The following is a 12,080-nucleotide window of genomic DNA, read 5'->3' as shown; positions in this document are numbered from 1 at the left end:
TCACCGGTAGGCGGCCCCGGCGGCCGGCGCGCCGCGACACACCGGCGCCGTCGTCGCACGCCGGGGCGGTGATGCGGGCAGACTGGACCGGGGAACACCGGCGCGGCAAGGCGGACGGGATCCGACGAGAAGGGGTAAGGGTGTACCGGGTATTCGAGGCGCTCGACGAGCTGGTCGTGATCGTGGAGGAGTCGCGCGGGGTGCCGATGACCGCGGGGTGCGTCGTGCCTCGCGGTGACGTTCTGGACCTGCTCGACGACATCAAGGAGGCGTTGCCGCCCGAGCTCGACGACGCGCAGGACGTGCTCGACCGGCGCGACGGGATGCTCGGCGAGGCCCGGGAGAACGCCGACCACCTGGTCGGGCGGGCCAACGAGCACGCCGACGCGACGCTGGCCGACGCGCGTGAGCAGGCCGACAGGATGGTCGCCGATGCCAAGGACCAGGCCGACCGCATGGTCGAGGACGCGCGGGCGCACGCGGCGGAGCTGGTGGCCGCCGCGGAGGCGGACGCCGATCGGGCCGTGGAGTCCGGGCGCCGCGAGTACGAGGCCACGACGGGACGGGCCCGCACCGAGGCCGACAGGATCATGGAGGCCGGCAACGCCTCGTACGAGCGCGCTATCGCGGAGGGCGCGGCCGAACAGCAGCGGTTGGTCTCGCAGAGCGAGGTCGTCCAGTCCGCGCACGCCGAGTCCGCCCGGCTCGTCGACGAGGCGCACGAGGAGGCCGAGCGGCTGCGCGGCGAATGCGACGTGTACGTCGACACCAAGCTGGCGGAGTTCGAGGATCTGCTCTCCGGGACGCTGCGCTCGGTGGGGCGGGGCCGTCAGCAGCTGCGCAGCACCGGCCAGCCCGATTTCGGCGCGGGGCAGCGATACGGCAACACCCGCTAGCGCCACAGTGCCCGCGGGCGCGGGCCGGGCGGATCGAGTAGCCTGGTCCGGCCGCGTTCGACGTCCGGCGCCGCTTCCCCGCGGGCCACGCCCGGCACGCTGAAGCACCAGCGCTCGGAGCATCGATCCCGCCCCTGATATCCCCAAACCCAGAATCTTCCACCCCTGATTCCACGGAGAGGCTCGTGCCCCGCAACGACGTTCCTGAAGACCCCCGCTCGACCGAGGGGCACGGTGCCGCGCGCCCGGACGCGGACAGCCCCTTCGTCTTCGACGTGCGGCCGCTGGGCCGACGTCCGGGGCAGATGGAGGCCGCGCACCGGACCGCACGCGCGCCGCAGCGACTGGGACTGGACCTCATCGCCATCGAGGAGGGCGCCCCGCTGGACATCGACGTGCGCCTCGAATCGGTGATGGAGGGCGTCCTCGTGTCCGGCACGGTGTCCGGAACGGCCGTCGGCGAGTGCGCCCGGTGCCTCAAACCGGTCGAAGAGCCGGTGGAGCTCGACCTCACCGAGCTGTTCGCATTCCCGGACAGCGTCACCGAGGAGACCACCGACGAGGACGAGGTTCCCCGCGTCGTCGACGGCCTGATCGACATCGCGCAGACCGTCGTCGACGGGGTCGGTGTGGAGCTTCCGCTGCAGCCGCTGTGCCGGGACGACTGCCCCGGACTGTGCTCCGTGTGCGGAATCGACCTGGCGATTGCAGGTCCCGAGCACGGGCATGACACAATGGATCCTCGCTGGGCCGCCCTCGCCGCGAAGTTCGATGATGCGGCGGTGCAGCCCGAGGACCGGGACGTGGAGCGCGGGCGGAGTTCGCCCCGCCGCGGCGCCCCGGAAGACACAGACCACCGAACCGAGGAGAGTTAAGCCGTGGCCGTTCCCAAGCGCAGGATGTCGCGTTCCAACACCCGGTCGCGCCGCAGCCAGTGGAAGACCTCCGCGCCCACGCTGGTCACCTGCGCCGGCCGTGGATGCGACGCCAAGATCCCCCCGCACACGGCTTGCCCGTCCTGCGGGACGTACAAGGGGCGCCAGGTCACCTCGGCCGTATGACGCGGCGGGGTGCGTCGACCCACGATGCCGACCACGGTCCACTGGTGACCGCGGTCGGCATCGATGTCGACGGTGAGTTGCTCACCCTTGCGCTGACCCACCGGTCGTTCGCGCACGAGCACGGCGGCCTGCCCACCAACGAGCGCCTCGAGTTCCTGGGCGACTCGGTGCTGGGCGTCGTCGTCACCGAACACCTGTACCGGAGTTTTCCCGAGCGGCCCGAAGGCGAGCTGGCCAAGCTGCGCGCGAGCATCGTCAACATGAACGCTCTCGCCGAGGTCGCGCGCGGACTGGGGCCGGGCGGGCTCGGCCGGTATGTGCGGCTGGGCAAGGGCGAGGAGCTCACCGGCGGACGCGACAAATCCAGCATCCTCGCGGACGGCATGGAGTCGCTGATCGGCGCCGTCTACCTGCAGCACGGCCTGGAGACCGCGCGTGAGATGGTCCTGCGGCTCTTCGCCGGGCTCATCGAGCGGGCGCCCCGCCTGGGGGCCGGGCTGGACTGGAAGACGAGTCTGCAGGAGCTCACCGCAGTCAAGGACCTCGGCGTGCCGCGGTACGAGATCGAGGGCACGGGCCCGGACCATCAGCGCGAGTTCACCGCCACCGTCGTCGTCGCCGAGCGCGCGTTCGGCGTGGGGGTGGGGAGCACCAAGAAGGTCGCCGAGCAGAAGGCCGCCGCGGAGGCGTGGAACCGGATCACCGAGGAGTTCCCCGCACCGGACGAGGCCGGCGTGGGCGAAGGCTGACAGAGGGCCATGCCTGAGCTTCCCGAGGTGGAAGTGGTCCGCGCCGGGCTGGCGCCGCATGTGCTCGGGCGGCGCGTGGTCTCCGCGGCCGTCCACAGCGAGCGGACGGCGCGGCGGTTCGAGCCGGGTGCACAGGCGATGGCGTCCTGGCTCGGCGGGGCCGTCGTCACCGGCGTGGGCCGCCGCGGCAAGTATCTGTGGCTGGAGCTGGACGGCGTGCCGCTTTCTGTACCGGGTCGCTCCGAAGAAGACGACGGGCGGTCCGCGCTGGTCGTGCACCTGGGCATGAGCGGGCAGATGCTCGTCCGTAGCGCGGCAGGCGGCCCCGTGGCGGATGCTCCAGTGTCGGAGGTTCCTGTTCCGGTGGGTGCGGCCCCGGCCGCGCCCCCGGCGGAGCGTGTCACTGCGCACCGGCACCTGCGGGCCGCTCTCGACCTGGGCGGCGGCCCGGAGCCGGGGGACGTGGTGCGCGTGGAGTTCGTCGACCAGAGGACGTTCGGCTGGTGGCTGCCTGCGCCGTTCGTCGATGTGGACGGCACGGCGGTGCCCGCACCGGTCGCCCACATCGCGCGCGATCCGATGGACCCGCGGTTCGACGTCGCCGCTGTGGTGCGCGTGCTCAAGTCGAAGCGCTCCGAGGTCAAGCGCCTGCTGCTGGACCAGACGGTGGTCTCCGGCATCGGGAACATCTACGCGGACGAGGCCTTGTGGCGGGCGCGCGTGCACGGCGGCCGGCCGGCGAACACACTCACCCGCCCGGCGCTCACCCGCGTCGTCGAAGCCGCGCGCGCGGTCATGGCCGACGCGCTCGCGCAGGGCGGCACCAGCTTCGACGCGCTTTACGTCAACGTCAACGGGCAGTCCGGATACTTCTCCCGGAGCCTCAACGCCTACGGGCGTACGGGGGAGCCGTGCGAGCGGTGCGGCACGCCGATCGCACGGGCGCAGTTCATGAACCGCTCGAGCTACTTCTGCCCGAGGTGTCAGCGCGGACCACGGGCTGAACAGGGGAGGCGCCAGTAGTGCTGTCCGGCGTATCGCGACACATCCCGCGATTCTGCCGTGCCGGTCGGTGGTACCTCCGATCGGCTGCACGTCGACGTGTTCGTCGGTCGGTGTGCTCGTGCGCGGAACCCTCGACCGGCATGAGCACGAGCTCGGCCCCCGCGGTCGCAGCCGGTCGGCGACACTTATCACGTGTTCGTCGTGACAGCACAGCGGCCGTGGCGGGGCGACCCGGAGCGCCCGAATGCGCCGTCGCGGAATGGCGTGACGTGATCGCCGTCGCGGTCGGCGAATGGCGCCTTCGGGCCGGCGGGGGTGCTTGAGACACAGTTGACGCCGCTGCTCTGGGGCCAGTGTCCTCCGGCAACGCCACGACATTGATCCGCCGCGGTCGGAGGCGAACGAGGTCGCGCGACACGTGCCTCTCCTCGTCCCAGTTCCTGTCGTGGATGGTGTCCGGCCGGTCCGTCATGGTCGGCGAAGCCAGTCGGCGATCGATTTCCACCATGTTCCACGTGTCGTGGGCCGCTGGTTCGTCGGCGGCCGGGCGGCCAGGTTCGTGCTGTTCACGGTAAGGGCCTCACCGGCAGCTCCTTCGGACGCGCTGCAGCCATCGTTCGGCGTCTCGGCCGCTGGCGGGCTGGCGGGGAGCCCGACCGATGTAGCTGATACCTGCACGTCGACGCGAGGCGGTGGGTGTCGCTGCTCTGCGGCTGAAACACCGTCTGTCTGGACCGCCTGCTCGATCGGCGGCTCCGCTTGTTGTTTCGTGACCTGGGCTTCGCACAGGGCGCGTCGTCGTTTCTCCCGCGCTGCTTCAGCGTGGGCGAGGTCGTCGCGCAGCACCCAGACGCGCTTTCGTGTCCTACGTCCGCTGCTCTTCGTCAGCACTACGGCGTGGGTCAGGACTCGCTCGCCGCTCATGATCTCTGCGAGGACCGTTGCCAATGAGAGTTGTTTACGGACCAATGCTGCGCGGTCGGCGTCGAACACCGCGATCGACCCGCTCGCGTAGAGACGCGCCGTGCGATCCTGCGAGGCGTCTTCCCACGGCTTCTGCAACTCACTGGGGTTGTCTTTGTTCCGCACGGCCACGTAGATGCCGCCATGCTCGAAGACTTCGTTGTTGAACGATTGGAGTGTGCGGGTCCGACGCGCATCGGGTGGCTGCCAGGGGAACATCCAGACAGTGCGCGCTGCCCCTGTCGACGAGCGCTGCGCCGTTCGCGCGCGGAAATCCGTGCACCATCGCTGGTACTCGAGGACGAGGTCGTGGTCTGGAAGGAATACGTCCGCGCGCGTCAGCGAGTGCTCCACTACTGCCTCGGCACCCAGGCTCCGCGCGATCGAGAACAGTCGGCCCTTCATCCAGCGGTGCTCATCGCCCTCCGGCCCGCCGCCGCCGACGAGATCGGACGGATTCTGTTCGACGTCTCCCCGCCCCACGCGCATCTCCACCAGGTTGTGGGAGCAGCCTCCGGTACGGACCGCGAGGAACCTCAGCCCGCTGCGGCTCATCCGTTTCGCCGTGAGCAGAGTGTCGCAGGACGTGACGAGGCATTTCACGCGGATCGCGGGGTTTCTGTAAATCAGCTCCCAGTCGGACTGGTGATGGACGCAGACTTCGACCGGCCCGGCTGAGCCGGGTGGATCCAGCACAAGCCCCCGGATCCGCACGCGCTGCGTCCGATGCGACGCATGCTGTCTGCGCTTGGCTGCGTCAGCTACGGAAAGGTCGGTGACGGCGGGAGGCCTTCGGCCAGACGAGGATTGAGCCATGTCCCATTGATACCGATACACACCGACATGTTGCGCAGTTCGGAATCGTGTCAGGACCGGGATTCGAGAGCTGAGCGAGGAGGAGGGGCGACGTCGCATGGCACAAGCCCGCTCGAGTTCGGTGCGACCGACCCGAGGCGTTTCGGTTCCGTCGCTATTGGCGCCGCGCACTGCGGCTCCAACGTCGACACCCTCGTCGGGATGACGCCGAAGAACGGCAACCTGCTCACGCGGCCTGTTTTCGGGCCGTCATCAACTGTTTTCGCCTCTGCCCTCGAAGACGCTGTCGCACTGTGAGCGCACAACAGTCCGTCAGTGCGCCACCGGCGTGCACGAATGTCCGCCTCATCGGCAATCGTGCCCCCATCATGTCGACTTGTCGGTGATCCAGAGCTGCAGGGGCAGGCTCCCTCTGCGGCGAAGTCGGCTCGCCCATCACCAGCCCGTCATCGCCACCGACGCCGCGCACCAACTCCACGTTGCGGCTTGGCTCCTCAGGTCTGTCGAGCCGGTCATGTGCGATGGGTTTGCGGAGACAGTCGGATGTTCTCGGCACCGTGTGCGTGAGGCTCTGACCGGCGGTACGAATATTGCTCTCGCCATAACTATCAGTTGCGCCTGTCATCCTCGTCATAGCATCAGGAGTGTGGCAAGGCTGGATACCGGATCGACCGTGAGCTCACGGAGCTCGGCGAGCATGTGCGTGGTTGGCGCATGGTGCTGGGGCTCACCGCCCAGCAGGTGGCGGAGCGCGCCGGTATCACCCGCGACACCCTGCGCAAGATCGAATCCGGCAACGCAGGTGTGGGCTTCGGCAACGTCGCTCAGGTGCTCCGCGCCCTCGGCGTACTCGGGCAGGTCGTCGAGGCGGTAGACCCGCTTGGCAGCGACATCGGCCGGCTACGAGCGGGCAATCTCGCGAAGAAGCGCGCACGATGACCACCGTCGAGGTCTACGCCGGCAGGGCGGGAGGACCGGTCGTGGTGGGCCAGGCGCATTTCACGAGGCACCGCGGACGACCTCGACTTCCTCCGGGGAGTCAGTGACGACACACGTCAAGGAGATCTGCGGTATCGGGTCGCCGGCAGCGTGGCGTTCGTCGGCCCACCGTCGCATGTTCCACCGCTGGTGTCGCTCCCGGAGTTGCTGCGCGCCTCCGACGAGCTCGCCACGGACGAGGATCCGACGGCCGCCGTGAAGGAGCTGCTCGACACGGGCACGACCGGCTTGGGCGGAGCGCGCCCCAAAGCGTCCGTGCGCCTGGACGACGGCGCGCTGGCGATCGCGAAGTTCCCGCATTGCAGCGACCAGTGGGATGTCATGGCCTGGAAGGCGACCGCGTTGGATCTGCTGGAATCCGCAGGCGTCCGGACACCGACGCGACGGCTCGCGCGAGGGGGAGAGCGCAGCGTGCTCGTGCTGCGGCGATTCGACCGTACCGACGAAGGACATCGCGTCGGCTACATCAGCGCGATGACCGCGGTGAGTGCGTCGGACGGTGACCGTCGCGACTACGCCGAGATCGCCCAGGCCGTCCGCGACCTCTCACTTTCCGTGAAGGCGGACCACCGCGAGCTCTTCGACCGCGTCGTCGCTTCCGTGGCGCTGGGGAACACTGACGACCATCTGCGCAATCACGGCTTCCTCGCCGCGCGAGGCCATTGGACACTGAGTCCTGCATTCGATGTGAATCCCAACCCGGACCCGTGGCAGAACCGGTCGACGTCGATCATGGGCGCGGACGGTCTGCCGGATGAGATTGACGCACTGCTCGCGTTCGCTGAGTAATGTGGTCTGACGCCCGGTCAGGCTCGGGAACGGATGGGCTTCATTGCGCGTGCGCTGACGGGGTGGAAGGAGTCGGCCCGCGCAAACGGTATCCGTGAGCGGGAGATCACGATGATGGCCGACGGGATCGCGCCACGCCTGGGCTCTGTGTCCCGCGCGTCGCGTCCGGACTGACCTGCGACGGGGTGACCGGCGCCGATGGACGATGCCGATCCCGGCGCCGCGGCGTCGGCATGCACAGGTGGAACGGCGCCGGAGTGGAACAATGTCGGACATGACTGAACAGGACGCCCCCGCGCACACCGAACTCCGGGTGGAGCGCACGGGCACCAGGCGATACACCGGCCGCAGTTCACGGGGGGCCGAGGTGCTCATCGGTTCCGAGGACGTGCCCGGCGTGTTCACCCCGGGCGAGCTGCTCAAGATCGCCCTGGCCGGATGCACGGCGATGAGCTCGGACAAGCCGCTCTCGCGCCGGCTGGGGGACGACTACGACGCCACGGTCCGCGTGTCCGGCGATGCGGACCGGGACAACGAGTGGTACCCGGTGCTCAGCGAGGTTCTCGAGCTGGACCTCAGTGAGCTCACGCCCGACGCGCAGGAGCGGCTGCTGGTGGTGGTCGAGCGCGCGGTGGACCGCGTGTGCACCGTGGGGCGCACCGTCAAGCGGGGCGCCGAGGTGGACCTCGAGATCCAGGTGGATTCGTGACCTCCGATCCGATACCGGACCCCGCGCGGCTGACCGCGTGGGTGCACGGTGACGTCCAGGGGGTCGGCTTCCGCTGGTGGACGCGGTCGCGGGCGCTCGAGCTCGGGCTGGTCGGCAGCGCCACGAACACGGTGGACCGGCGCGTGCTCGTCGTCGCCGAGGGGCCGTCGGCCGCGTGCGGGAGGCTGCTGGAGCTGCTCGAATCGGGCCGCACGCCCGGCCGGGTCGACAACGTCGTCGCCTCGTGGGGCGCGCCGCGCGGCGGGCTCGACGGGTTCGTCGAACGATGAGCGCCGCCGCACCGGGTACCTGCCGGTAAGGTTCAGGACCATGATCGTCGGGAGCGGGTGCGTCGTCGTCGGGAGCGGTGGCGGATGCATCTGAAGAGCCTCACGCTCAAGGGCTTCAAGTCTTTCGCCTCGTCGACCACGCTGCGGTTCGAGCCGGGGATCACCTGCGTGGTGGGTCCCAACGGCTCGGGCAAGTCCAATGTGGTCGATGCGCTGACCTGGGTCATGGGCGAGCAGGGGGCCAAGGCGCTGCGCGGCGGCAAGATGGACGACGTGATCTTCGCCGGCACGTCCGGGCGTTCCCCGCTGGGCCGCGCCGAGGTCACCTTGACCATCGACAACGCGGACGGCGCCCTGCCCATCGAGTACTCCGAGGTGTCGATCACGCGTCGAGTGTACCGCGAGGGCGGCGGAGAATACGAGATCAACGGCTCGTCGTGCCGGTTGATGGACGTGCAGGAGCTGCTCAGCGACACCGGCATCGGCCGCGAGATGCACGTGATCGTCGGTCAAGGCCGCATCACCGGGATCCTCGAATCGCGTCCGGAGGAACGCCGGGCCTTCATCGAAGAGGCCGCCGGGGTGCTCAAGCACCGCCGCCGCCGGGAGAAGGCGGTGCGCAAGCTCGATTCGATGCAGGCGAACCTCAGCCGGCTGACGGATCTCACGACGGAGCTGCGCCGCCAGCTCAAGCCGCTCGGCCGCCAGGCGGAGGTGGCGCGCCGGGCGCAGACCGTCCAGGCCGACCTGCGCGATGCGCGTCTGCGGCTGGCGGCGGACGACCTGGTGGCGCGGCGCGCCGAGATGGAGCAGGGGGCCGCGCAGGAGGCCGAGCTGCGCGCACAGCTCGAGGCCGCGCAGGCCGAGTTGGACGACGCCGCCGGGCGGCTCGCGGAGGACGAGGAGGCGCTCGCCCGTCTGGAGCCGGAGGCGAAGGCGGCACAGCAAGCCTGGTTCCGCCTGTCGGCGCTGGCGGAGCGGGTCGACGCCACCGTCCGGATCGCACACGATCGCGCGGCCACTCTCGCTACGGAACAGCAGGACGCACCGGGACGCGACCCCGACGAGCTCGACCGGCAGGCGGAGCGAGCGGCCGAGGAGGAGGCCGAGCTGGAGCAGTCGGTGGAATCGGCGGCAGACGTGCTCGCCGCGGCGCGGGAGGCGCTGGACGAGCGCGAACAGGTCGCCGCGGAGGCAGAGCGCGCCCACGTGGCGGCGGTGCGGGCGGTGGCCGACCGGCGGGAGGGGCTCGCGCGCCTGGTGGGCGAGGTGAACACGCTGCGCAGCCGCACGGAATCGGTGGACGCGGAGGTGACGCGCCTCACCGAGGCGATGGTGCAGGCGCAGGAGCGCGCCGCCGCGGCGCACGACGAGTTCGCGCAGGCGCAGGCGCAGGCCGACGAGCTGGAGGGCGACGAGGCCGCCCTGGACGAGCGGCACGAGCACGCCGCCGCGGAGTATGAGGCGGCCGAGGCGCGGGTGGCCGAGCTGCGCGCCGGCGAGCGGGAGGCGGAGCAGAAGGTGGTCTCGCTGCGCGCCCGCATCGAGGCCCTGGAAATGAGCCTGGCGCGCAAGGACGGCGCCGCATGGGTGCTCGAGCGGGCGGGTCTCGGTGACGCCGCGGGCGACGCGGCCGCCACCACCGACGCGGCCGATGCCGCGCAGGGGTCCGCCGACGGCGTGGTGGGCAGGCTCGCAGAGCGCATGCGCGTGCGGGCCGGGTACGAGCGGGCCGTCGCTGCGGCGCTCGGACCCGCGGCGGAAGCGGTGGCGATGCGCGACGCGGACGCGGCGGCAGGCGCCATCGCGGCGCTCAAGGAAGGCGAGGCGGGCAGGGCCGCGTTCATCACCCCGGCCGCCGGTCCGGCGCAGGCCGGGCCTGGCCCGGGGCCCGACGACGGCGCGCTCGCAGGGGGCGCGGTGTGGGCGGAGACCCTGGTGGACGTCGACGGCGACCTGGGCGCGGCGGTGCGGTCGCTGCTGTCGCGGGTGGCGGTCGCCGACGATCTGGCGGCGGCCTTCTGCACGGTCGAGGCGTCGCCGGCGGTGCGCGTCGCCACGCGCGACGGCGACCTGGTGGGCCACGGCTGGTCGGTGGGCGGCTCGGAGTCGGCCACGAGCATGCTCGAGGTGCAGGCTGCGGTGGACGAGGCGGGCGAGGCCGCGGTGGCCGCGTCCGCGCGCGCCGAGGAGCTCGCCGCAGCGCTGGCCGGGGCGGTGGCCGAGGCGGATGTGCGGCGCGAGAACGCCGAGGTGACGCTCGCGGCCCTGACGGAGTCGGACGCGTCCATGTCGGCGGTGTATGAACAGCTCGGCCGGCTCGGGCAGGCGGCCCGCGCCGCGGAGGCCGAGCACGGACGCCTGAGCACGCAGCGGCAGGAGGCCGAGGCGGGCCGCGAGGAGACGGTCGCCGCGCTGACCGGGCTGGAGGAACGGCTGCGCCTTGCCGAACAGTCCGTTCCCGGTGACGATGAGCAGGAGGCGGGCGACGGCGCGCTGGCCGAGGCGCGGGACGATGCGGTGGCCGCGGTATCGGAGGCGCGCGCGGTGGAGGTGGAGGCCCGGTTGGGGCTGCGGACCGCGGAAGAGCGTGCGGCGGCGTTGCGCGGGCGGGCCGACGGGTTGCGTCGCGCGGCGGCGGCCGAACGTCAGGCGCGGGAACGGGCCGAACGGGCCCGGCTGCGGCGCCGGCGGGCTGCCGGCGTCGCCACAGCGGTCTCCGAGACGGGGGCGGTGGTCGCGGAGCGGCTCGCGGCGGAGGTGTCGTGGGCCGCGCAGGAGCGCGACGGCCTGGAGTCGCAGCGCGTCGAGCGGTCCGAGCGCGTGCGTGAGACACGGGGGCGCGTGACGGAGCTGACGCAGACGCTGCACACGCTCACCGACGCGGCGCACCGCGACGAGATGGCGCGGGCGAAGATCGCACTGCGCATCGAACAGCTTGAGGAGCAGATCCTCGAACAGAACGGCATGGCACCGGACGACTTGGTGTCCGAGTACGGCCCGCACGTTCCGCTGCCGCCGTCCGAGCTCGAGATCTCCGAGTACGAGCAGGCGCGGGAGCGGGGCGAACAGGTGGTGGCGCCGGCGCCGATGCCGTTCGACCGTGCCACCCAGATGCGCCGGGCCAAGCAGGCGGAGAAGGACCTGCGCACTCTCGGCAAGGTGAACCCGCTCGCGCTCGAAGAGTTCGCGGCCATGGAGGAGCGCTACAACTTCCTCGCCACGCAGCTCGAGGACGTGAAGAAGGCGCGCCAGGATCTGCTCGACGTGGTCGACGAAGTGGACGCGCGCATCCTGCAGGTGTTCACCGACGCCTACGCGGACGTGGAGCGCGAGTTCGTCGACGTGTTCGCCACGTTGTTCCCCGGGGGCGAGGGGCGCCTGGTGCTCACCGACCCGGAGGACATGCTCACCACCGGCGTGGAGGTGGAAGCGCGCCCGCCGGGCAAGAAGGTCAAACGGCTGTCGCTGCTCTCCGGCGGGGAGAAGTCGCTCACCGCGGTGGCCATGCTCGTCGCGATCTTCCGTGCACGTCCGTCGCCGTTCTACGTGATGGACGAGGTGGAGGCCGCCCTCGACGAGGTCAACCTGAACCGCCTGATCAGCCTGTTCACGCAGCTGCGCGAGCGTTCGCAGCTCATCGTCATCACGCACCAGAAGTCCACGATGGAGATCGCGGACGCCCTGTACGGGGTGAGCATGCGCGGCGACGGCATCACCCAGGTCATCTCCCAGCGCATGCGCGGGGTGGACCTGGGTGACGTGCCCGTGACCGAGTGAGCAGCCCGGACCGTCGCCGGTGG

11 protein-coding genes are annotated in these 12,080 nt (G+C 71.0%); 10 read left to right on the top strand and 1 reads right to left on the bottom strand.

Features of this window, described 5'->3' with window-relative positions:
* The first annotated feature begins 140 nt into the window (after positions 1–140).
* The 5 genes from H4F70_RS12540 (at position 141) to mutM (ending at position 3,729) form a co-directional block, all read left to right on the top strand.
* Complete coding sequence (locus tag H4F70_RS12540; RefSeq protein ID WP_182349546.1) at positions 141–896, top strand: DivIVA domain-containing protein; 756 nt, start codon at positions 141–143, stop codon at positions 894–896.
* A gap of 185 nt (positions 897–1,081) precedes the next feature.
* Entirely contained in the window at positions 1,082–1,771 is a 690-nt protein-coding gene (locus H4F70_RS12535; RefSeq protein WP_235681088.1) for a YceD family protein, read from the top strand.
* Between the two features lie 3 nt (positions 1,772–1,774).
* Positions 1,775–1,957, top strand: coding sequence for a 50S ribosomal protein L32 (rpmF, locus tag H4F70_RS12530; protein ID WP_143908691.1), 183 nt, complete (start codon positions 1,775–1,777; stop codon positions 1,955–1,957).
* Positions 1,954–2,706 carry a ribonuclease III gene (gene rnc / locus H4F70_RS12525; RefSeq protein WP_182357431.1) on the top strand — a complete coding sequence of 251 codons (753 nt, stop codon included), beginning with the start codon at positions 1,954–1,956 and terminating at the stop codon, positions 2,704–2,706. The genes rpmF and rnc overlap by 4 nt, the downstream gene beginning before the upstream one ends.
* A 9-nt stretch (positions 2,707–2,715) precedes the next feature.
* Positions 2,716–3,729, top strand: coding sequence for a bifunctional DNA-formamidopyrimidine glycosylase/DNA-(apurinic or apyrimidinic site) lyase (mutM, locus tag H4F70_RS12520; protein WP_182357430.1), 1,014 nt, complete (start codon positions 2,716–2,718; stop codon positions 3,727–3,729).
* A 450-nt stretch (positions 3,730–4,179) separates the two neighbouring features.
* Here mutM and H4F70_RS12515 read toward each other — a convergent pair whose 3' ends face one another.
* Positions 4,180–5,370 (bottom strand): hypothetical protein, encoded by a 1,191-nt coding sequence (locus H4F70_RS12515; RefSeq protein WP_182357429.1) that lies wholly within the window; start codon positions 5,368–5,370, stop codon positions 4,180–4,182.
* Positions 5,371–6,156: 786 nt separating this feature from the next.
* Here H4F70_RS12515 and H4F70_RS12510 point away from each other — a divergent pair.
* The 5 genes from H4F70_RS12510 (at position 6,157) to smc (ending at position 12,057) form a co-directional block, all read left to right on the top strand.
* On the top strand, positions 6,157–6,429 hold the full coding sequence (locus H4F70_RS12510) for a helix-turn-helix domain-containing protein (protein ID WP_268968399.1): 273 nt from the start codon (positions 6,157–6,159) through the stop codon (positions 6,427–6,429).
* A gap of 189 nt (positions 6,430–6,618) precedes the next feature.
* On the top strand, positions 6,619–7,278 hold the full coding sequence (locus H4F70_RS12505) for a type II toxin-antitoxin system HipA family toxin (protein WP_235681087.1): 660 nt from the start codon (positions 6,619–6,621) through the stop codon (positions 7,276–7,278).
* 274 nt (positions 7,279–7,552) lie between these two features.
* Positions 7,553–7,987: an OsmC family protein gene (locus H4F70_RS12500; protein WP_235681086.1), complete on the top strand. Its 435-nt coding sequence runs from the start codon at positions 7,553–7,555 to the stop codon at positions 7,985–7,987.
* A complete protein-coding gene (locus H4F70_RS12495; RefSeq protein ID WP_182357427.1) occupies positions 7,984–8,277 on the top strand; it encodes an acylphosphatase in 294 nt (97 codons plus the stop codon). The genes H4F70_RS12500 and H4F70_RS12495 overlap by 4 nt, the downstream gene beginning before the upstream one ends.
* 84 nt (positions 8,278–8,361) lie before the next feature.
* Positions 8,362–12,057: a chromosome segregation protein SMC gene (gene smc / locus H4F70_RS12490; RefSeq protein WP_182357426.1), complete on the top strand. Its 3,696-nt coding sequence runs from the start codon at positions 8,362–8,364 to the stop codon at positions 12,055–12,057.
* Positions 12,058–12,080: the final 23 nt, after the last annotated feature.

Source organism: Tomitella gaofuii, assembly GCF_014126825.1.
GTDB lineage: Bacteria > Actinomycetota > Actinomycetes > Mycobacteriales > Mycobacteriaceae > Tomitella > Tomitella gaofuii.
This window is presented reverse-complemented; position numbering and strand designations above follow the sequence as displayed.

What these genes read in the sequence shown, in the direction of transcription:
- smc (WP_182357426.1), top strand. Translation starts at nt 8,362, where the DNA reads ATGCATCTGAAGAGCCTCACGCTCAAGGGCTTCAAGTCTTTCGCCTCG.
- mutM (WP_182357430.1), top strand. Translation starts at nt 2,716, where the DNA reads ATGCCTGAGCTTCCCGAGGTGGAAGTGGTCCGCGCCGGGCTGGCGCCG.
- H4F70_RS12500 (WP_235681086.1), top strand. Translation starts at nt 7,553, where the DNA reads ATGACTGAACAGGACGCCCCCGCGCACACCGAACTCCGGGTGGAGCGC.
- rnc (WP_182357431.1), top strand. Translation starts at nt 1,954, where the DNA reads ATGACGCGGCGGGGTGCGTCGACCCACGATGCCGACCACGGTCCACTG.